This window comes from Phocaeicola fibrisolvens (genome assembly GCF_025567125.1).
GTDB lineage: Bacteria > Bacteroidota > Bacteroidia > Bacteroidales > Bacteroidaceae > Phocaeicola > Phocaeicola fibrisolvens.
This window is the reverse complement of sequence record NZ_JAOQJI010000016.1, coordinates 1-21,985: the sequence shown is the minus strand read 5'-3', so window position 1 is coordinate 21,985 and position 21,985 is coordinate 1. Positions and strand designations below refer to the sequence as shown.

Annotated in this window: 17 protein-coding genes and 1 pseudogene; 9 read left to right on the top strand and 9 right to left on the bottom strand. The window is 47.7% G+C overall.

From position 1 onward, the window contains the following. The first annotated feature begins 22 nt into the window (after nt 1-22). The 5 genes from OCV81_RS08585 to OCV81_RS08565 all read left to right on the top strand — a co-directional run bounded on the left by OCV81_RS08585 (nt 23) and on the right by OCV81_RS08565 (nt 4,343). A complete protein-coding gene (locus OCV81_RS08585; RefSeq protein WP_148329665.1) occupies nt 23-1,342 on the top strand; it encodes a sigma-54 interaction domain-containing protein in 1,320 nt (439 codons plus the stop codon). After that, nucleotides 1,329-1,862 (top strand): LptE family protein, encoded by a 534-nt coding sequence (locus OCV81_RS08580; RefSeq protein WP_022354730.1) that lies wholly within the window; start codon nt 1,329-1,331, stop codon nt 1,860-1,862. The genes OCV81_RS08585 and OCV81_RS08580 overlap by 14 nt, the downstream gene beginning before the upstream one ends. A 4-nt stretch (nt 1,863-1,866) precedes the next feature. Then, nucleotides 1,867-2,658 carry a hypothetical protein gene (locus OCV81_RS08575; RefSeq protein WP_022354731.1) on the top strand — a complete coding sequence of 264 codons (792 nt, stop codon included), beginning with the start codon at nt 1,867-1,869 and terminating at the stop codon, nt 2,656-2,658. Nucleotides 2,659-2,664: 6 nt separating this feature from the next. After that, a complete protein-coding gene (gene secG, locus OCV81_RS08570) occupies nt 2,665-3,036 on the top strand; it encodes a preprotein translocase subunit SecG (protein ID WP_148329664.1) in 372 nt (123 codons plus the stop codon). Nucleotides 3,037-3,158: 122 nt separating this feature from the next. Further along, a complete protein-coding gene (locus tag OCV81_RS08565; RefSeq protein ID WP_148329663.1) occupies nt 3,159-4,343 on the top strand; it encodes a DUF418 domain-containing protein in 1,185 nt (394 codons plus the stop codon). A 213-nt stretch (nt 4,344-4,556) separates the two neighbouring features. Here the strand turns inward: OCV81_RS08565 and OCV81_RS08560 are convergent, their stop codons facing one another. Together OCV81_RS08560 and OCV81_RS08555 are read right to left on the bottom strand one after the other, a co-directional pair. Beyond that, nucleotides 4,557-5,108, bottom strand: a complete 552-nt coding sequence (locus tag OCV81_RS08560) for an NADH peroxidase (RefSeq protein WP_022354734.1) — start codon at nt 5,106-5,108, stop codon at nt 4,557-4,559. 48 nt (nt 5,109-5,156) lie between these two features. Further along, nucleotides 5,157-5,579, bottom strand: a complete 423-nt coding sequence (locus tag OCV81_RS08555; RefSeq protein ID WP_148329662.1) for a Fur family transcriptional regulator — start codon at nt 5,577-5,579, stop codon at nt 5,157-5,159. Between the two features lie 198 nt (nt 5,580-5,777). Here OCV81_RS08555 and OCV81_RS08550 point away from each other — a divergent pair, with 198 nt between their 5' ends. After that, nucleotides 5,778-7,715, top strand: a complete 1,938-nt coding sequence (locus OCV81_RS08550; RefSeq protein ID WP_148329661.1) for an NAD(+) synthase — start codon at nt 5,778-5,780, stop codon at nt 7,713-7,715. Between the two features lie 225 nt (nt 7,716-7,940). On the opposite strand, the gene OCV81_RS08545 is transcribed toward OCV81_RS08550, so the two are convergent. The 7 genes from OCV81_RS08545 to OCV81_RS08515 all read right to left on the bottom strand — a co-directional run bounded on the left by OCV81_RS08545 (nt 7,941) and on the right by OCV81_RS08515 (nt 15,933). Then, on the bottom strand, nt 7,941-8,894 hold the full coding sequence (locus OCV81_RS08545) for an alpha/beta hydrolase (RefSeq protein WP_148329660.1): 954 nt from the start codon (nt 8,892-8,894) through the stop codon (nt 7,941-7,943). Between the two features lie 24 nt (nt 8,895-8,918). Continuing rightward, a complete protein-coding gene (locus OCV81_RS08540; RefSeq protein WP_148329659.1) occupies nt 8,919-9,662 on the bottom strand; it encodes a shikimate dehydrogenase family protein in 744 nt (247 codons plus the stop codon). Between the two features lie 17 nt (nt 9,663-9,679). Then, nucleotides 9,680-10,420, bottom strand: a complete 741-nt coding sequence (gene ubiE, locus OCV81_RS08535; RefSeq protein WP_148329658.1) for a bifunctional demethylmenaquinone methyltransferase/2-methoxy-6-polyprenyl-1,4-benzoquinol methylase UbiE — start codon at nt 10,418-10,420, stop codon at nt 9,680-9,682. Nucleotides 10,421-10,510: 90 nt separating this feature from the next. Beyond that, nucleotides 10,511-11,458, bottom strand: a complete 948-nt coding sequence (locus OCV81_RS08530; RefSeq protein ID WP_148329657.1) for a phosphoribosylaminoimidazolesuccinocarboxamide synthase — start codon at nt 11,456-11,458, stop codon at nt 10,511-10,513. 39 nt (nt 11,459-11,497) lie between these two features. Beyond that, the gene (locus tag OCV81_RS08525) at nt 11,498-12,496 is read right to left on the bottom strand and encodes a PhoH family protein (RefSeq protein ID WP_022354741.1); all 999 of its coding nucleotides are present in this window, start codon (nt 12,494-12,496) and stop codon (nt 11,498-11,500) included. 88 nt (nt 12,497-12,584) lie between these two features. Next, the gene (locus tag OCV81_RS08520; protein WP_148329656.1) at nt 12,585-14,234 is read right to left on the bottom strand and encodes a C69 family dipeptidase; all 1,650 of its coding nucleotides are present in this window, start codon (nt 14,232-14,234) and stop codon (nt 12,585-12,587) included. A 37-nt stretch (nt 14,235-14,271) separates the two neighbouring features. Continuing rightward, nucleotides 14,272-15,933, bottom strand: coding sequence for a M23 family metallopeptidase (locus tag OCV81_RS08515; RefSeq protein WP_148329655.1), 1,662 nt, complete (start codon nt 15,931-15,933; stop codon nt 14,272-14,274). A gap of 167 nt (nt 15,934-16,100) precedes the next feature. On the opposite strand from OCV81_RS08515, the gene OCV81_RS08510 reads away from it, so the two are divergent. From OCV81_RS08510 to OCV81_RS08500, 3 genes and pseudogenes are all read left to right on the top strand, one after another. After that, nucleotides 16,101-17,846: a phospho-sugar mutase gene (locus OCV81_RS08510; RefSeq protein WP_148329654.1), complete on the top strand. Its 1,746-nt coding sequence runs from the start codon at nt 16,101-16,103 to the stop codon at nt 17,844-17,846. Nucleotides 17,847-18,613: 767 nt separating this feature from the next. Beyond that, nucleotides 18,614-20,176, top strand: a complete 1,563-nt coding sequence (locus OCV81_RS08505) for an ATP-binding protein (protein WP_148329653.1) — start codon at nt 18,614-18,616, stop codon at nt 20,174-20,176. 298 nt (nt 20,177-20,474) lie between these two features. Next, a pseudogene (locus tag OCV81_RS08500) lies at nt 20,475-21,879 on the top strand (OmpA family protein). Nucleotides 21,880-21,985 lie beyond the last annotated feature (106 nt).

Below are 21,985 nucleotides of genomic sequence, written 5' to 3'. Positions count from 1 at the left end.
TTGTCATATAATCGAGGAGTATATGGTAAAATCAGAAATACAAAATGTGAAACTTCGGTTCGGCATTATTGGAAATTGTGAGGGATTGAACCGGGCCATCGATGTGGCAATGCAGGTGGCTCCCACTGATTTGTCTGTACTGGTTACGGGAGAAAGTGGAGTCGGAAAAGAAAGTTTCCCTCAGATTATTCACCAATTTAGCCGACGGAAGCACGGTCCGTATATTGCTGTCAATTGCGGAGCTATTCCGGAAGGTACGATTGATTCAGAGCTGTTCGGACATGAAAAAGGAGCCTTTACAGGAGCCATCAGTGACCGTAACGGATACTTTGCCGAAGCAAACGGTGGAACGATTTTTCTGGATGAGGTGGGAGAATTGCCTCTTTCTACGCAGGCTCGTCTGCTGCGTGTGCTGGAAACCGGAGAATATATAAAGGTAGGTTCTTCTAAAGTACAGAAGACGGATGTGCGGATTGTAGCAGCTACGAACGTGAACTTTTCTGAAGCCATTGCAGAGGGACGCTTTCGGGAAGATTTGTATTATCGTTTGAATACAGTACCGATTAAGGTGCCTGCCTTGCGTGAACGTCCGGATGATATACCGCTTTTATTCCGGAAGTTTGCAGCTGATTTTGCAGAGAAATACCGTATGCCGTCTATCCAATTGACGGACGATGCGCGACGTATGCTGGTTTCTTACTCGTGGCCGGGTAACATTCGTCAGTTGAAGAACATCACGGAACAGATTTCGATTATTGAACCTAATCGGGATATCACGGCAGAGATTCTGCAAGGATATCTGCCCGCACAGCCTGCTGTGTCGAAGTTTCCTGCATTCCTGGGAGGAGTAAAGCCAGGGAGTGAGAAAGGTTTTCAAAGTGAGAGGGAGCTCCTTTATCAGGTATTGTTTGATATGCGGAGGGATGTGACGGATTTGAAAAAACTGGTACATGACATTATGGCGGAACGGGCAGGAGGAAATACTGTGACACCGCCTTCTCCAGCACCGATGCATTACATTCCGGAAACGCCGGTCAGCCTGATGCAGCCCCCATCTGTAGTATTGAATCCGGTGCCCGAAGTTGGAAAAGTATCCAATGTGACTTCAGTAAGCAATGTTTCACCGGTTGATTCCAATGTGAAAGTGACACCAGCCGATGTGTCGGACGTGCAGGATACGGAAGAGTATGTGGAGGAAAACTTGTCATTGGATGAGGTGGAGAAAGAAATGATTCGTAAAGCACTTGAGCGTCATCATGGAAAAAGAAAAAATGCCGCCAGTGATTTGAGAATTTCAGAACGAACACTTTATAGAAAGATAAAAGAATATGGCCTTGAATAAAAAATATGTCAGACTGACAAAATATGTATTGCCGGTAGTGCTGTGCATTCTTACGGCATGTACGGTGTCTTATAAATTTAACGGTTCTTCCATTAATTATGATAAAGTGAAGACCATCAGTTTCCAGAACTTCCCGAACCGTTCGGCTGCATTTGTATGGGGACCGATGGAGTCTATGTTCAACACGTCGTTGCAGGATAAATACATGCAGCAGACGCGTCTGAAGCAAGTACGTCAGGGAGGGGACCTGGAGCTTTCGGGTGAAATCACGAACTATGATGCCTATAATAAGGGAGTAGGTTCCGACGGATATTCTACAATGGCTGAGTTGCGAATGACGGTTAACGTGAGGTTTGTGAACAACTCAAATCATGCGGAAGACTTCTCTGACCAGCAGTTTACAGCCAGTCGTGAATACAATGCCAGCCAGCAGCTTTCTTCCGTGCAAGAGGAACTCGTACAGCAGATGATCGACGAAATTGTAGAGCAAATTTTTAATGCGACGGTAGCCAACTGGTAAAATGATGATACAACAGCATTTGCAGCAATGGATTGAGCATCCAGAGTCGTTGGGGACAGAGAGTCTTTATGAATTGCGTCAGCTTTTGGAACGTTATCCTTATTTTCAAACAGCCCGTATTTTATATTTGAAGAATCTGTTTCTGTTGCACGATCCTTCTTTTCAGGAAGAATTGCGCAAAGGGGCGTTGTTTGTGGCCGATTTGAGTGTGCTGTTTTATGCAATTGAAGGGGAACATTTCGTAATCAAACAGCATGCAGGGCCAAAAGAATCTTCTCATCCGGGTTCGGACGACAGAACGCTGGATTTGATAGACCGTTTCCTGGCCGATGCCAGTGAGCCTTCAGCCGAGACTCTGTTGCCGTTGCCTGCGGAAGCGGTGGATTATACTTCTGTGTTGGAGGAAGAAGTCCAGGCCGGGGATACCGTGGCTGTAGCTCCTCTCAGAGGGCAGGAACTGATTGACAGTTTCATTGAAAAGAACGCGAAAGAGGAAGAACATCCGGAAGAAAAGCAGGTGCCGGAAGAAGCAGGTGTGGAGGAGCCCTGTCTTCCCTCAAAAGAAGAAAAAGAAGGAGTGCCTCCTTCTGAGATTGTGAACGAAGTTCCTGAAGTAGAAGAGGAAGAAAATTATTTCACAGAAACCTTGGCTAAAATTTATGTTAAACAACAACGATATGATAAAGCACTGGAAATTATTAAAAAATTAAATTTGAAATATCCGAAAAAAAATACTTACTTTGCAGACCAAATTAGATTTTTAGAGAAGTTGATTATTAACGCTAAATCAAAATAAAAGAAAATGTATTTATTATTTGTCGTATTAATGGTACTTGCAGCTGTATTGATGTGCTTTGTCGTATTGATACAGAACTCAAAAGGAGGAGGCCTTTCTTCCAGTTTTGCATCTTCCAATCAGATTATGGGAGTTCGTAAGACAACCGATTTTATTGAGAAATTGACTTGGGGACTGGCTGCATTTATGGTGATTGTCAGTGTGGCTACTGCATACGTAGTTCCGTCTCAGACTGAAGGTTCTTCAGTTATCATGGAACAGGCAGTGAAAGAACAGAAGACTAATCCGTTGAATGCTCCTGCAGGTTTTGCTGCTCCTCAGAAGGATGCGGCTGCTACAACTACTCCAGCTGCTGCAACTGATTCTACCAAGGATTGAGAATAAAGAAATAGTAGACAGAATGAATCGCTGACAGGTGTTTCATTTTGGGCGCGAAAACGGAAATCCGGATGATGAATGAAACGGTTTTCCGTTTTCTTTTTTGTTAATATGAATCTTTCATGGAAAACATACAGAAAAAAGAGCGAATCCTGGCCATTGATGCGCTGAGGGGATTTGCCGTAATGGGGATTATTCTGCTCCATAACATCGAACATTTCAATTTTTATTCTTTTCCCGAACCTTCTTCTCCGGTATTGGCGCATTTGGATGAGACGTTGTGGGATATGTTGTTCTTCCTGTTTTCGGGAAAGGCTTATGCTATTTTTGCCTTGCTGTTTGGTTTTACTTTCTATTTGCAGAGCCGTAGTGCCGCAAAACGTGGAGAAGATTTCAAAGGACGCTACATGTGGAGACTGGTACTGCTGTTGGGATTCGGTTTTGTGAATTCCCTGTTTTTTCCCGGTGAGATATTGGTGCTTTACGCCATTCTGGGTTTCATTCTGGTGCCCGTTCGTCATTGGAAGAACCGGTCCTTGCTGATACTTTCCTTCATACTGATGCTTCAGCCGGTGGAATGGATAAAAGTGGTGTGTGGATGGCTCAGTCCGGACTATGCACCCCGTCAGATGATTTTCTCGTTAGGAGACGTGTATCCGCAGCTGGGAGGAGATTCCTGGTGGGAGATGGTGAAGATGAATTTTACTATCGGACAGCTGGCCAGTCTGAACTGGGCATGGTGCTACGGCAGAGTATTCCAGACTTGTGCCTTGTTTGTGCTCGGCCTGTGGATTGGCCGGATGGGGTATTTCGATTCATCTTCAGAAACGGCCCTGGGACGTTCCCGCAGCTTCTGGACCTACGTGTTGTGCTTTTCTCTTCCGCTGGCAGTGGCCTTTTATTTTGTCAAGGCCTTTGTCTTTGCGTTAGTGTCTCAGCCTTTGATGCTGGACAGCCTGAAGACCATCCTGAATTCCTGGTATAATTTCTGTTTTATGCTGACCATGGTCTCTGCGTTTTTGTTGCTCTATTGGATGGGGAAGGGCAAGATACAGAAGATTCTGGTGCCCTACGGAAGAATGAGCCTTACCGATTACATTATGCAGTCGGTCATTGGAAGTTTCCTGTATTTCGGCTATGGATTGGCCTTGCATCAGTATTGTGGTACCACTGTCAGCTTGTTGGTGGGAATCGTTTTCTTCCTGTTGCAGTTGGCTTTTTCCCATTGGTGGTTCCGGCATTTCAAACGCGGTCCGCTGGAAACCCTTTGGCACAAGTTGACATGGTTGGGAAGAACAGTCCGTTAATCAAGTTATATTTTTCTCCTACTTTTAAAGAAATATTCCAGAACTTTCAAAGAAGCACTCCAGTACAGCCAAAGAACTACTGCGGGTACTTTCTTTAAAGTACTCTGGTATTCTCCTGAAAGAACTGAAGCGGAGTGGATATGAAAAAAAGAGAGACCATCCTCGTGGGTCGAGGTGGTCTCTCTCTTTTGTAATGAAAGTCAGTGCTTTCAATTATTTCTTGAAATATCTGTTGTACAGACCTTCGAAACCTTTTCCGTGACGAGCTTCGTCTTTAGCCATTTCATGAACTGTGTCATGGATAGCATCCAGGTTCAGCTGTTTAGCGCGAGTAGCGATACGTTTCTTGTCTTCGCAAGCGCCGCATTCAGCGTTCATACGCTTTTCAAGGTTTGTCTTAGTATCCCATACGCAGTCACCCAGCAATTCTGCGAATTTAGCAGCGTGTTCAGCTTCTTCCCAAGCATAGCGCTTGAAAGCTTCTGCAACTTCCGGATAACCTTCGCGGTCAGCCTGACGGCTCATGGCCAAGTACATACCAACTTCAGTACATTCACCCATGAAGTGGTTGTTCAGGTCCTTAATCATTTCGTCGTCGCAACCTTTAGCTACGCCGATAACGTGTTCGTCTACAAACTGCAAGCCACCTTCAGCTTCTTCCAGTTCTTTGAACTTAGAAGCAGGAGCTTTACACATCGGACATTTTTCAGGAGCTGCTTCACCTTCATAGATGTAACCACAAACAGTACAGATAAATTTTTTCATACGTTTAAAATTTTAAGTAGTTAGTTATATATTAATAAGTTATGTTTTTTAGTTATTGATTATGTTTTTTTCTGTGCAATCCGGACAGATACCTTTGTAATACTGATGTACTTCTTCTACGATAAATCCGTCTTTCAGGAATGCTTCTGTTTCTTCAAGATGTACTTTGACAGGCATATCGTATATTTTATTGCAAACCTTGCACTGGAAATGTGCGTGCGGTTGCATGTCACCGTCGAAACAGGCATTTTTTTCGTCTATGGTCAGCATTTTTGCCGCCCCCTGTTCCACAAACAATTTCAGTGTATTGTACACTGTTGTTTTTGAAAGTGTAGGAATTTCCTTGCACAGTGCCGTATAGATTTCATCAATGCATGGATGAGTTTTGTGTTTCAGTAGATAATCCATGATGGCAATGCGCTGCACAGATGGCTTGATGTGGTGGTTGAGCAGGTATTCGTATGCTGTCATATCTATTTTTCAATTATGTAATTATTACAATTCTAATTCGAAGGCAAATATACAAAGATTTTTTCTGTTTGCAAATAGAATCTTTACTTTTTTGTTTTTTTTACTTTGTATTTGATTATTAAAATCTCCGCTTTCGAGGTAGGTGCATGTGTAAATATTGTTTATTTTTGCACTGTCTATTTATATATAACAAATTATATGAGATTTGGTTTTGTAAAAGTGGCTTCAGCCATTCCGGCGGTGAAGGTGGCCGACTGCAAGTTTAATGCGCAGCAGACAGAGAAACAGATTGTCATAGCCGATGGAAAAGGTGTGCAGATTATTGTTTTTCCGGAGTTAAATTTGACCGGATATTCCTGTGGGGATTTGTTTGCCCAGAGTTTGTTGCTGGAGCAGGCAGAGTTCGCCCTGATGCAGATAGTCAACAACACACGTCAGCTGGATATTATTTCCATTGTCGGCATGCCAGTCATGGTGAATTCCACTTTGATGAATTGTGCGGTGATTTTTCAGAAGGGAAAGATTCTGGGACTCGTGCCTAAGACTTACCTTCCTAACTATAAAGAATTTTATGAGCAGCGTTGGTTCACTCCGTCGGTGGCTCATCCCGATTCTACCACCGTCCGTCTCTGCGGACAGGTAGTTCCCATGAGTGCCCGTTTGCTTTTCGATACGCCGGAGGTCTGCTTTGGCGTAGAAATCTGCGAAGATGTATGGGCGCCCGTACCCCCTAGTTCTACCCTGGTGCTGAAAGGAGCCGAGATTATCTTCAACCTGTCGGCCGATACGGAAAATATCTGCAAGCACCAGTACCTCCGTTCTTTGCTGGCACAGCAGTCGGCACGGTGTCTGGCAGGATATGTATTCTCTTCCTGTGGTTTTGGTGAATCGACTACCGACGTGGTTTTCGCGGGGAATGCCCTGATTTACGAAAACGGCAGTCTGCTTGCCGCTTCCGAACGTTTCTCTTTCGAAGAACAGCTGGTCATCAGTGAGATTGATGTGGAACGCCTGAGAGGGGAACGCTTGGTGAACACTACGTTTGCGGCCAGCGTACGGACTCATCAGGAGATACCCGTACAGCATGTCAGTACGGAACTGGTTTCTTCGCGTGAACTGAGTCTGACCCGTCCGATAGAACCTCATCCTTTCGTGCCTTCAGGCAGCCGTCAGCTGGATGAGCGCTGCGAGGAAATCTTCTCCATTCAGGTGGCCGGATTGGCCAAACGTCTGGTGCATACCCATTGCAAGACCGTCGTATTGGGTATTTCAGGGGGACTGGACTCCACGCTGGCCTTGTTGGTCTGTGTCAAGACTTTCGACAAGCTGGGTTTGCCGCGGAAGGGAATCGTGGGTGTGACCATGCCGGGGTTCGGAACCACCGACCGTACGTATCACAATGCCCTTTCCCTGATGGGTTCCCTGCAGGTGACAACGAAGGAAATCAGCATCAAGGATGCCTGCATCCAGCATTTCCAAGATATTGGCCAGGACATGTCGGTACACGATGTGACTTATGAAAACGGACAGGCTCGCGAGCGGACGCAGATTCTGATGGATTACGCCAACAAGCTGGGCGGACTGGTCATCGGTACTGGCGACCTGTCGGAGCTTGCCCTGGGATGGGCTACCTACAACGGCGACCACATGTCGATGTACGGCGTGAATGCCAGCATCCCCAAGACCTTGGTTCGTTATCTGGTCAATTGGGTGGCACAGACGGGAGTGGATACTTTGTCCCGCAATACCCTGCTCGACATCATTGATACCCCAATCAGTCCGGAACTGATTCCAGCCGACGAGAACGGCAACATCAAGCAGAAGACCGAAGATTTGGTGGGCCCTTACGAGCTGCACGACTTCTTCCTGTTCCATTTCCTGCGTTTCGGCTTCCGTCCGGCCAAAATCTTCTATCTGGCTGAGATTGCTTTCCGCGGCACGTACGACAGTACGACCATCAAGAAATGGCTGACAAATTTCTACCGTCGTTTCTTTGCCCAGCAGTTCAAGCGTTCTTGCTTGCCCGACGGTCCGAAAGTCGGTTCCGTTTCCTTGAGTCCACGGGGCGACTGGCGTATGCCGAGTGATGCCAGTGCAGCGTTGTGGCTGAAAGAATGTGAGGAACTTCAGGCTTGATTCGGAGAGAGGCAAACAGATACACAGAAAGCATCCCTCTCAAAGAAATAAAATCGTGAAAGTCAATAATTGATTAATTGGAATTCCAACGTAAAAATCTCCTGCTTTCGTCCTTTCATTGAAGATAAATGAGGACTGAAGCAGGAGATTTTTTTAGGGTATTATTTAGGAATTGTAAGTCGGCCTGTTCAGAGCTTCTGTTTCAAGACCGCCTTCTTCTGAGAGTCAGTGTAAGTATTTTTCCGTAAAAGCCTTTACCCGTTCCGTGTATTCGTCCGGGTACAGCTTGTAGGAATGGGCATGGTCCACACCCTCCGTAATCCACAGTTCTTTGGGAGCCGGTTTGGCCTCATAAAGCTTATACACCATCCACGTCGGTACAAAGTCATCGTTGTCACCGTGGATGAACAGCATCGGCTTGCGGCATTTCGCCACTTGCGACAAAGCCGATGCCTCCTGAAAGTTCCATCCGTTCTGTAGCTGGCAAATCCAGCTGGCCGTGTAGAGCAACGGGAAAGGAGGCAAGCCGAACAATCCTTTCAGTTCCTTGCTGAACTGGTCCCACACACTGGTATAGCCGCAGTCCTCCACGAAGCAAGTCACGTAGTCGGGCGTCGCTTCCCCCGACAGCATCATGCTAGTGGCCGCCCCCATAGAGATGCCATGCACCACCGCCTGTAAGGAATCGCCGAACAAAGCCGGTGCTACGTCTATCCATTGCATCACGTCCTTCCGGTCCAGCCACCCCATCTGAATGGCATCCCCTTCCGTCAGTCCCGCATAGCGCAAGTCCGGCAACAAGATATTACAGTCCAGCGAATGGTTGTAGAGATACCCGATGTGAAACATGCGGATGGCATTGTCCGTATAACCGTGTACGATAATTGCCGTGCGGGCAGTAGGGCGGGAGGCGTGTGCATAAAAGGCATGCATCTGGATGCCGTCGGGCGCGAGGATAAACGTATCCCGGAGCGCATGATGTTCCTCCAGACTGTCCAGCCATTGGACAATCTGAGGATATTCCTTTCGCATGAAAGTTTCAGATTCCACCATGTTTTTCCCCCGGTTTTCCGGGCGGAGCGCAAAGTCAATCAGGTAGAGACCTCCCCCGACGACGATTCCCACGACCAGCAGTATCACGATGCCTGCCGACCAGAGGATTTTCTTTTTTGTGGTCATTGAAAATGGGTATTGAGTCTGTGGTTAGCTGTTCCAGATATCCCATGCCCCGAAAGCCTGCAACAAGAGCATTTCCAGCCCGTTTTTGACGATGGCTCCCTGGTCACTTCCCTTCTTCATGAAAAGCGTGGTGTTCGGATTGTAGAGCAGGTCGTACAACAGGTGTTGCGGAGTCAGCAGTTCGTAAGGGATATTCGGACATTCGTCGGCCTTCGGATACATGCCCACCGGCGTACAGTTCACGATGACCTTGTAGTCCTGCATGATTTCAGGTGTAATTTCTTCGTACGTAATAACTTCATCATTGTGTTTGCTGCGCGATACGAACAGCGTTTCCAGTCCCAGCTGTTTCAACCCCTGATGAATGGCTTTTGAAGCCCCGCCTGTGCCCAGAATCAGCGCTTTTTTGTGATAAGGTTCCAGCAAGGCCTCGATAGAACGGACAAACCCGATAATGTCGGAATTATAGCCAATCAGTTTTGGGCCCCCCTTGGTATGCTCTATTTTGATGACATTGACAGCCCCGATTGCCTGTGCGTCCTTATCCAGTTCGTCCAGATACGAAATCACTTTTTCCTTGTAAGGAATCGTCACGTTCAGTCCTGCCAGGTTAGGGTTGGTTTTGATAATTTGCGGCAGTTCTTCGATGCTTGGAATTTCGAAGTTTACATATTCGGCATCAATATTTTCGGAATGGAATTTTTCATTGAAGAAGTTCTTGGAGAAAGAATGTCCAAGCGGATAACCAATCAGTCCAAATTTTCTCATAGGTTCAAAGAATTTAGTTATTTGGTAGCAAAATAAAGAGTGCATGTCCCCAGTGTCAGCCGTTGGAATTTCACTTGGCTGAATCCGGCTTTTCGGATGATTTCCTGCATGATTTCTCCTTGCGGGAAAGCCTTGATGGATTGCGGTAGATAGGTATAGGCGCTTCGGTCTTTCGAGAGAAGTTTTCCCAGTGCCGGGATTACGATTTTGGAATAAATCGCATATCCTTGCTTCATGGGAAAATGTTCCGGTTCTGACAGTTCCAGAATGACGAGGTGTCCGCCGGGCACCAGCACTCTGTACATCTCTTTCAGGCCCAGGTCAAGATGTTCAAAATTACGTATGCCAAAGGCCACTGTAATGGCGTCAAAGCGGTTTTCCGGGAAAGAGAGTGCCGTACAGTCTTCTTTGGCGAAAGATATTTGCTTGTCAAGTCCCAGCTGTTTCACTTTCTCACGTCCCACGTTCATCATGCCCTCTGAAATATCCGTTCCAATCAGTTCGGCCGGTTGCAGCATCCGGCAGGCTTGAATGGCAAAGTCTCCTGTACCGGTAGCCACATCCATGATGTGTTGCGGGTGATAAGGCTTTAGCAAGCGGATAGCCTTCCGTCGCCAGCTTTTGTCGATGCCCCACGACATCAGGTGGTTCAGGTTGTCGTAGGCCGGAGCGATGTGGTCGAACATTTTTTCTACCTGGGCAGCCTTGCCCTCTTTTTCGTTGTATGGTTTGATATTTTCTTGTGGATAATGAGACATGTCTGCAAAGTTAAGTTGGGACAAATAAGTTAATCTCCCTTTGTGAATGAAGGAAATCATTCTACAAAGGGAGATCAGTCAGTTCTTCGATTAAAGAATCAGATAGTCTGTTACGTTCTTTTCGATGCGTTTGGCAAGGTTTTCTGTGTCACCTTTTACGAAGCTTTCGCCTGTGATGTGCTCAAACAACTCGATGTAGCGGTCGCTGATAGATTCCACGATGGCTGGAGTCATTTCAGGTACCTGCTGGCCTTCCTTGCCTTGGAAGCCGTTGGCCATCAGCCATTCGCGTACGAATTCCTTTGAAAGCTGCTTCTGCGGTTCTTCCTTTTCGAAGCGTTCCTGATAACCTTCTGAGTAGAAGTAACGGCTGGAGTCCGGTGTATGGATTTCGTCCATCAGATAAATCTGGCCGTTGTGCTTTCCGAATTCATATTTCGTGTCTACCAGAATCAGGCCACGTTCAGCCGCCATCTGCGTACCGCGTTCGAACAAAGCCAGTGTATATTTCTCCAGGATGGCATATTCTTCCGGAGTAGCCAACCCTCTGGCCAGAATTTCTTCTTTAGAGATATCTTCGTCGTGCATACCCATTTCGGCCTTGGTGGTCGGAGTGATAATCGGATGAGGGAATTTCTCGTTTTCTCTCATGCCTTCCGGCAGACGTACACCGCAGATTTCACGCGCGCCGCCCTTGTAGGCACGCCATGCGCTTCCGCAAAGGTAGCCGCGTACAATCATTTCTACTGGGAATCCCTGGCACATCACACCCACGGTAACCATCGGGTCGGGAGTAGCCAGTTTCCAGTTCGGGCAGATGTCTGTGGTAGCGTCCAGGAATTTAGCTGCAATCTGGTTCAGCATCTGTCCTTTATAAGGGATACCTTCCGGTAGCACGACATCGAATGCCGAGATACGGTCGGTAGCAACCATTACTAACTTTTCATCGTTGATGTTGTACACATCACGTACTTTTCCGTGATACACACTTTTCTGTCCAGGAAAGTGGAAGTCTGTTTTTGTTAATGCTTTGCTCATTGTCTTGTTATGTTTAGTAATGAATAGGATTCGTTATGTTCATGCCTGTGGAGTCTTTTCGGCTTCTCTGGCAGCACGCAGTTGTTTTCTTTCCGCTTTCTCTTTTTCCTCGAATTTCTCGTAGGCTTCCACGATGCGGGTCACCAGTTTGTGGCGGACAATGTCTTTCTTATTCAGTTCGATGAAGCTGATACCTTTCACGTCTTTCAGGATTTTCATGGCCTGCACGAGTCCCGAAGTCTGCGAGGCGGGAAGGTCAATCTGCGTCATGTCGCCCGTCACAATCATCTTGGTGTTCATGCCCATTCGGGTGAGAAACATCTTGATTTGCTGGGTGGTGGTGTTTTGCGCTTCGTCCAGGATGACCACTGCGTCGTTCAGCGTACGTCCGCGCATGAAGGCCAGCGGTGCAATTTGGATGACGTTCAGTTCCATGTATTCCTTCAGCTTGGCCGCCGGAATCATGTCCTGAAGCGCATCATACAGTGGTTGCAGGTAAGGGTCAATCTTGTCCTTCATGTCGCCGGGCAGGAATCCCAGTTTCTCGCCCGCTTCCACGGCCGGACGGCTGAGGATGATTTTCTTGATTTCCTTGTTCTTCAGGGCCCGTACCGCCAGGGCGATGGCCGTGTAAGTCTTTCCCGAACCCGCCGGACCGATGGCAAAAATCATGTCATTCTTTTCGAATTCGCGCACCAGCTTCAGCTGGTTTTCACTTCTCGGAGTAATCGGCTTGCCCGTCACACTGAACACGATGGCATCACCCGTCTTTTCAATTTTCGGGGCATTGCCCTTCACGATGTCCAGAATCACTTCTTCGTTGAGCGAGTTGTACTGTACGCAGTGCTTCTCCAGAGCCAGGACGGCCTCTTCGAAAGCGCACATTTCCTCCTCGTCTCCCATGATTTTGATGACGTTTCCGCGCGCCACAATCCGCAGCTTGGGAAACAGGGCCTTGATCATTTGCATGTTGGCATTGTTCACGCCATAGAAGATCACCGGGTCAATATCTTCGAGTACGATATGTTTCTCTATCATTGAGTTTTTTCAGATTCGCTTGTATTTATTTTTTGCAAAAATAATCATAACTTTTGATTGTAGAACGAGAAAGCAGAAGAAAATCTGCTTACTTCAGTTCTTTCATTTTGTAGCGTTCGCCGGTTGATTTCACCAGTTCCTGCAAGAATTCCTTGCTGTATCCCGGGCGGTCCAGCGGAGCCGTGTTGCCGGTAGCCGGGCGTTGTAACTGTCCGTTCTGCATACGTTTCACGGCACCGTCGTTGTAGCGTACGATGAGGAATTCGCCCAGTTTCTTCCAGCTGTCTACGGCAGTCTGTGCCGTCATCTGCGTGTAGTTGGTCAGGAATTCCTTGGCTTTGGCCGGGTCTTGCTGATACAGTTTCAAGGCCGTGCTTTCAATGCCTTCCTGTGCCTGCGCATAAGTATCTTCCAGGCTGTTCTGCACGGTGCGCATGTCTTCCACCATCAGGTTGTAGCGCGGACGGATCATGTCGGCCACCCAGTTGTAAATCCAGAACGCGGAATCCCATGAGAAGGTTACGCAGTCACCGTGTCCCTGCTGGTAAGGATAAGGCACCTTGTCCGTATTGCAGTACACCGGAGTGAAGACCGTCATGTTGGCGTCGTCCAGACCGAACCAGAGTACACCGCCGATGGCGTCGGGCAGGTTGGAACGCATCTGTGAAACGAATACGAAACCGCTCTGCTGGGTAGAGATGGGACGTTCGTTGAAATATTCCTGTCCGTCCACCTTGAAAGTCAGCGGCGACAGGCGGTAAGGCATCTCGAAACAGCCGGCACCCATGTCCTTGGTGATGTCGAGCGGAGTACCTTCGTAGTGGTCACGCATGGCATGCTGGATGTCGCGTACCGAAATCTTTTGGTCCGGTTTTACGTAAAGCGGCATCGGCTCCTTGCTCTCGCCCTGGATATAAGAAAGGTAAGACTGACCGGTCGCCTTGCTGAACATGTTGTAGAAGCTCCACACACGTGCCTCGCAGAAACGCAGGCAGCTGAAATCGAGCGGGCAGTAGGCATCGGCAAAGCTGAAGTCCTTGTTGTTGCCGCTGAAATAGCCTTTTTCGCGGGCAAAGGAAATCACGTCGGGTGCATACAGGCAGTTTTCCTTGTCGTTCATGTCGAACTTGTGGATGCGGCTTTGGTTGGCATGAGCGGCAATGCAGTCGTCCGGTATACGGACAGCCACCCATACAGCCCCTTTCACGCCCGGTCCTTTTCCAATCATTTCCATGATCCAGGCTTCGTTCGGGTCGGCAATCGAGAACGATTCACCGCTGCTGTAGTAACCGTATTCTTTCACCAGGTCGGTCATGATTTTGATGGCTTCCTTAGCCGTGCGCGAACGTTGCAGGGCCACGTAAATCAGGCTTCCGTAGTCCATGATGCCGGTGCTGTCCACCAGTTCCGGACGTCCGCCGAAAGTGGTTTCCCCGATGGTCACCTGAAACTCGTTCGTGTTGCCGATGACGTTGTAGGTCTGTTTGGCTTCCTTGATTTTGCCCAGGTATTTGCCCGAATCCCAGTCGTAGATGTCGCGCATTTCGCCCGGTGCATGCTGGGCAGCCGGGTAGTGGCACAGGTAGCCGAACATGCCGTAAGAGTCGGCCGAGTAAGAAACGATGACGGAACCGTCGGCCGAAGCCTTCTTTCCGACAATGAAGTTGGTACATGCCCATCCGTTGGCAATACATGCTGTCAGCAGAAAGACAGCCAGCATTATTTTTTTCATTTTCATGTAGGTAGGTTGTTTATGATTTGAGTTATTGATTCTTTCAGAACTTGTATTCCTTGCGGGCCGTGTTTCCGCATTGGTCGGTCACGGTCACCTCGGCCTTGTGGGGAACTCCTTTTTTCACCTTTTCCGGGTCTTGTATCACCAGAATGCCTTTCTTCAGGCCGAAGAGGACAAACTTCCCGTCAATGTACACCTTGTAGGTGCCGATACCCGATTCGGCGTCGCTGATGCGAAACCGGATTTGCCGGTTGCTGCGCCATCCGCCCTGTCCGACGGGAGTAATTTTCGGTGCCACGGTATCCACATCGACAGAGAAAGTACCGAGGGAACGTATCCGGGTCTTGACCCATCCGTTCTCGTATTTTCCGCCCATGGAGCTCCGCCATTTGCCGGCCTTCTGTACGATGTAGTATTTCGTGGTGTCGGCCACCGGTTTGTGGCGCAGGCCGATGGACAAGTCGCAGTAGCTGTGGATAGGTGTCCGTCCTGCATCCAGCACATAGTCGAAGGCGATGTGCGAGCTGTCCCCCTTGACGCGGGTGTGGAGCGGCACGTTGTCATATACGTAGTAGCGGGGCACCACCAGCTCCATGCCCGGTTGCTGGATGACATTGGTCCGGTTCCAGTAAAGCATCTCGTCAGCCTCCGGCTTGTATTCAGGAATTTCCTGCCGTTTGCCCTTTATGGTAAATGCATACGTTCTGCGGTTGCCGAAATTGTCTTCCAGCACGTAGCGGAAATGATAGTCCCGTTCCTCGTGGATGTCTACGGCACCCCGGTTCTCATCCGTGCGGAGCAGCCGGAGCCGGTTGCCGGGCAACTTATAGGAACGCATAATCAATCGCCGCGTGCGGGTCAGCTCGTCGTAGTCCGTAAACCCGTTAATCATGCGGTTTTCGTCGGGCAGCACCCGGTCGGTCGTGCTGTTGAACACCTGTACCGAGTCCACATAAAGCGTGACCGAGTGTACGCCGTAGAAGTTCGAGGTACCGTCCATGTAATCCTTGGCGCTGATGCCCGTATAGATTTTCCCCCATGCGTGGATGGGCTGTCTCAGGGCATTTACGTTGAGCAGCTTCTTTTGCGTGCTGCCGTTCACCACACCCTCTCCCTGAATCGGATAAATGCCGATGAGGCTGGCCACGGGCGCCTTGCTGTCTTTCAGGAAACGCTTGAAATAAGGCATGGGGTCAATGTATTCCCCCGTTTCCGTCTGCCGCAGCTCCAGATGCAGGTGAGGTCCAGCCGAAGCCCCCTCGTTGCCGCTCAGGGCAATGATATCCCCCTTTTTCACCGGGAACTGCCCGGGTTGGAATTTCAGGTCGCAGGTAAACGTTTCGTGTGCATACTGGTACTGGCGCACGTAAGCCTGTATGTTCTTGGCAAATGACACCACGTGTCCGTACACCGAAGTCAGTCCGTTGGGATGGGTGATATAGAGAGCCTGTCCGTATCCTCCGTGCAATACCGCCACACGCGATACATAGCCGTCGGCAATGCAGTAAATGGGTTTGCCGGTTACCCCTTGTGTCTTGATGTCCAGTCCGTTGTGGAAATGATTGGGGCGCAGCTCGCCAAAGTTGGCGCTGAGCAGAATCGGGAAGTCGAACGGAGAACGGAAGTAGTTGTCGGTGACATTCTGGGCCTGTCCGGAGAGTACCCCCGCCAAGGCCAGTGCCAGTATCATTTTTTGTCTCATTTTTCGTATTTGTTAAGCGGTTACAAAGATATTAAGAAATCCCGAAGCTGCAATCTTTTTGGAATGACTCTAAAAAATACGTCGTCTTTTATTAGGATAATTTATCCGAATGGTCTATTTTTGTCAGTGTTATTGATATGTAATTTAATTTATTAAATAGTATAATCATGGAAAACAATGAATTGATTCAACAGTGTACTGAGAAAGCTCAGACATGGCTGACGGCTGCCTACGACGCCGAAACACAGGCTGAAGTGAAACGCATGCTTGAAAATCCCGACAAGTCGGAATTGATTGATGCCTTCTATAAAGACCTTGAATTCGGTACAGGTGGTTTGCGCGGCATCATGGGAGCCGGTTCCAACAGAATGAATATCTACACGGTAGGTGCCGCCACACAGGGCTTGGCCAACTACCTGAACAAATGCTTTGCCGGAAAGAAAGACATCTCGGTAGTGGTAGGTCACGACTGCCGTAACAACAGCCGCAAGTTTGCGGAAATTTCTGCCGACATCTTCACGGCCAACGGCATCAAGGTTTATCTGTTCGATGACATGCGTCCTACACCGGAAATGTCATTTGCCATCCGTCACCTGGGCTGCCAGAGCGGTATCAACATCACGGCTTCTCACAACCCGAAAGAATACAACGGTTACAAGGCTTACTGGGACGACGGTGCACAGGTGCTGGCTCCACACGACAAGGGCATCATCGACGAAGTGAACAAGATTTCCAGCGTGAGCGAAATCAAGTTCCAGGGTAACAAGGAACTGATTCAGATTATCGGCAAGGAAATTGACGACGAATACCTGCGTCAGGTTCACACCTTGTCTATCGACCCGGAAGTGATCAAGCGTCAGAAAGACCTGAAGATTGTCTACACGCCGATTCACGGTACCGGTATGAAACTGATTCCGCAGTCACTCAAATTGTGGGGCTTTGAAAACGTACATTGCGTAGCCGAACAGATGGTGAAGAGCGGCGACTTCCCTACAGTGGTATCTCCGAACCCGGAAAATGCAGAAGCACTGACATTGGCCATCAAGCTGGCCAAGGAAATCGATGCCGACATCGTGATGGCTTCCGACCCCGATGCCGACCGTGTGGGTATGGCTTGCAAGGACAGCAAGGGCGAATGGGTATTGATCAACGGTAACCAGACCTGCTTGATTTTCCTGTACTACATCATCAAGAACCGTATCGCTATGGGTAAGATGAAAGGCAACGAGTTCATCGTGAAGACCATCGTAACCACAGAGCTGATTAAGAAAGTGGCCGACAAGAACCACATCAAGATGCTTGACTGCTACACTGGTTTCAAATGGATTGCCCGTGAAATCCGTCTGCGTGAAGGCAAGGAACAATACATCGGTGGCGGTGAGGAAAGCTACGGATTCCTGGCTGAAGACTTCGTACGTGATAAAGATGCCGTTTCTGCCTGCTCACTGCTGGCTGAAATCTGCGCATGGGCCAAAGACCAGGGCAAGACCTTGTATGACATACTGATGGAAATCTACGTAGAATACGGCTTCTCACTGGAAGTGACTGTCAACGTAGTGAAACCGGGTAAGACGGGTGCCGATGAAATCAAGGCCATGATGGAAAACTTCCGTGCATGTCCGCCGAAAGAACTGGGTGGCTCGGAAGTGGTTTTGGTAAAAGACTACAAGACCTTGAAGGCTACCGACAACACCGGAAAGTCCACAGACCTGGATATGCCGGAACCTTCCAACGTGCTTCAGTTCTTTACAGCCGACGGTACAAAAGTTTCTGTACGTCCTTCCGGAACAGAACCTAAGATTAAGTTCTACATGGAAATCAAGGGCGAAATGCATTGTCCGAAGTGCTATGCAGGTGCATTGGCCGACGCCAAAGAAAAAGTAGATGCAGTAAAGAAATCTTTGGGCATTTAAGATGCAGGGCGTGTGAGTGCGCCGCCAGAGATGATTTAAAATAAGGAATGTCATTCCCGCAAAGGCTTTCAGGAGTCTTTCTTGCTTCGGGAATGACATTCTTTTTTTGTCAGAATGTTTGCTGTTTTGAGAAATCCCTGTCAAAAAGGATAGAATTGGCTGATTCTGCTAACTGTGTCTGGCGGCAAAAAGCCTCTTCTGTGTAGCCGCCTTTTGGAACCCGAAAACCTCATCGGCTCCACAATAATCTGTAGAGGGGGAGACGGAGAGTGGAACGGTCGTCCCGGGAGAATGAAAAATGAAAATCCGGAAAAATCGCTTTGACGTTCGGAGGCAAACGTAAAGGCGTTTCACTCCAAACGTCAAAGCGTTTTTCGGTAAACGCTTAGGAGTTTTCGGACAAACGCACTTGTGTCTTTTTTGAAGGCCTTAAAATGAAGATTTTTGAGGACATTATTTTCTATTTCAAGCGTGAATTTGGAATTTCCTGGCATGACTGAATGAAGGTTTATTCCACTTTATGGTGTTCTTTTTGTTGCTGAAACAGCTTTCTTGTTTTTCTTCATCTCCTATTTTAGGAAGTTTTCTGTTTCTCCTTGATTTTTCGAAACTTCTTCTCCTGCACAGTTTGTGCATGAGGATTGACCTGAGGGCTGAATTTCCTTTTCTGAAGAAGAAAAAATGAGCAAAATGACAGTTGCTTTCAAAAGAAAAAGTTATTTTTGTATGTGTGCATCTAAAAAGTCAAATTGTAAGATTGTATCAAGATGAAGTACCCAATAGGAATCCAGAGTTTCGACCAGTTGATAGAAGACGGCTATGTTTATGTGGATAAAACAGATTTGGTTTACAGTCTGGTAAAGGAAGGCAAGATTTACTTCCTCAGCCGTCCGCGCCGTTTCGGGAAGAGTCTTCTTGTCTCTACCTTGAAGAACTATTTCTTAGGAAGGAAAGAACTGTTCAAAGGATTGAAGATAGACGCGCTGGAGAAGGACTGGAAAGTCTATCCCGTATTTCATCTGGATTTCAACGGAACAGATTTCACGCTTCCCGGCGAACTGGAAAGAAAGCTCGGTTATTACATTTCTTCGTGGGCCGATCAGTACGCTTTTCCCGAAAAGAGCCGTAATTTGGGGCTGGGCGATTTCTTTGCCGAGGTCATTCGTGCGGCCCATGAGCATACCGGGAGGAGGGCCGTTGTCCTGATTGATGAATATGACAAACCCATCTTGGACGTGTTGGATACAGACGCTTCCTTGGAAGAGCGGAACCGGAATACATTGAAAGCCTTTTATTCCGCTTTCAAGAGTGCCGACGAGCATCTCCAGTTTGTATTCCTGACCGGTGTGACGAAGTTTTCGCAGGTGAGTGTGTTCAGCGGTTTCAACCAGCCTTTCGACATTAGTATGCACGGCAAGTATGAGACGCTATGCGGCATATCTCAGGAAGAACTGGATGCTACTTTCCGGGAGTCGATGGAGGCCATGTCGGAAGTGTACCGTTGTTCGTATGATGAAATGCGGGCGATGCTTAAAGCACAATATGACGGTTATCATTTCAGTAAGAAATTGTCTGATGTATATAATCCGTTCAGTCTTCTTAATGCGTTTGCTTCGATGGATATATCTGATTACTGGTTCAAGAGTGGTACGCCGACTTATCTTATCCGGCTACTGTCTCACACCGACGAGAATATGAACGAAATCACGGGCAAGTACTATTCAGCGGAAGAGTTCATCGACTACAAGGCCAACGTGGAACAGCCGTTGCCGATGATTTACCAAAGCGGCTACTTGACGATAAAGGATTTCGATTTGGAAGAAAACACCTTCCTTTTGGATTATCCGAATAAGGAGGTGAAGCGTGGCTTTCTTACGATGGTTGCTTCCAGCTATTTTTCGAATGGAGATACTCCTTCATGGATAAGAAACGCAGTGACATGCCTAAAAAAAGGAGAGTTGGACGATTTCCGTACAAGTCTTACTTCCTTTTTAGCCAGTATTCCGTACACCATGCGCCGTAAGGAAAATGAGCGTGAACGGGAGCGTTATTTCCACTATACGTTCTATCTGTTGATGCGCCTTATCAGCGTGTATACGGTATATACGGAAAAGGTGCAGAGTCACGGCAGGGTAGACTGTATCGTGGAAACTCCAGACTTTGTTTATATATTCGAGTTTAAACTGGATGGAACAGCCGAAGAAGCTCTGCGTCAGATTAAGGAAAAAGGCTATGCGCGGGAGTACGAAGCAGACCAGCGTAAACTCTATAAAATAGGAGCAGTGTTCTCATCTGAAACAGGTACGATAGCAGATTGGCGAACAGAGTAGCATCATAGGATGGAAGAAATAAAAGAACTCGATTTTGAGAGATCGCTAATGTCAGTTTTCGGATTCGATTGTTGGTCCCATTGATGCTTATAATTGTAGGATGAGAACTTTAATGGCAAAGCTGTAATAATCAATTATAAAGAAGTTTTAATGCGATGCTTAAACTGAAAGCAATAAAGACATTCAGCCACTGCAGCCTTACCAGAAAGCGGCATTGTACGCTGGTACTTTAATAGGGGTGCTCCGAATAAAAATAAATTCGTTGCCGCATATAAAGGACTAATAGACAAAACAAATCATTCTTATCTTTGCCGTTCTCTGCTCCGTGCAGGTACAGGCAAATTCACGATATACAGAAAGAGATACTGTAACAACATGAATTCTTCCATGATGCCACAGAACTGTTCCAACCCCTCCAACCGGTCTATCTTGACGGTGTGGTAGTGCCAAGGACCGGGAGTGGCAATTGGTTTGTCAGTGTCACCGGAGGTGCAACCGCTTTTCTCGGAACGCCTCTTGGCTGCGAAGACCTGTTCGGACGTGTGAAACCCTCGTACAACCTTGCCGTCGGAAAATGGTTTACACCGTCTGTAGGTGCCCGCATACATTACAGCGGTTTGCAATTCAAGGATGCCGGGTTATCCACGAAAAATTACCATAGCGTCCATGCTGATCTGTTATGGAACCTGCTTGGTTATCGGTATTCCGGACAGGAGCAGATACGCTGGGGACTTGCCCCATTTGTCGGAGTCGGACTGATACACAATTCCTCCAACAAGACTTCTCCTTTCGCCTTCTCATACGGTATTCAGGGACAATATCGGATTTCCAAATGGGTAAGTGCGGTACTGGAGTTCTCGGGGACAACAACCTCACAGAATTTTGATGGTTATGGCCGAACAAACCGTCTGGGTGATCATATGGTGTCACTGACAGCCGGATTCACCTTCCACCTCGGGAAAACAGGTTGGAAACGAGCTGCTGATGTCACGCATTACATCCACAGGAATGAACAGCTCATCGATTATTCCCGTGCGTTGTCTGAGAAGAACAGCCGCTATGCCGGACAACATGACCGCGACAAACGAACGCTTGCTGAACTGAAGAAGATTCTGGAAATCGAAGGTCTGCTTGATACCTACGGACACTTGCTGGAAGATGAGAAGAATGGACAACAAGGATATCCTGTAAATAATTATAGCGGGTTGAACTCATTGCGGGCAAGACTGAAACACAGACATTGGGACGGAATATCCCCTCTCGATACGGCAGACATTCATAACAACAATAAGAACAAGTAGAATCCGGATTCCCTTGCATCGAATAAATTCATGAAAGCTGAAGGAGACAATCCCATGGTTGTGAATCATGTCTCGGATAGCTGTATCGGAGCTCCCGTATATTTCTTTTTCACTCTTAACACGGCCCGCCTGACAGATGTTTCACAGAAACTCAATCTGGATGAATTGGCAAGGGTCGCGAAGAAATATGACTTGCATGTAAGAGTTACCGGGGCAGCGGACAGTTCTACAGGGACATCCGGCATCAATGATTCATTGAGCCAGTCAAGAGCGAACTTTATCGTTTCGGAACTGAAGCAGCGCGGCATTCCTGCAGAAAGGATCACAAAAATCAGCAGAGGTGGAATTGCCGACCATCTGCCGACCGAAGCCAACAGACACACGAAAGTTGAACTGTTTTAGCCATAGAGAATCTATTATTAACCAAAAGAGGCCGTCTCAAAATGAATTGAGATGGCCTCTGTCGTTTCATATCAGATTGAAGTCGTTTGGATTTTCCTCAAAAAAA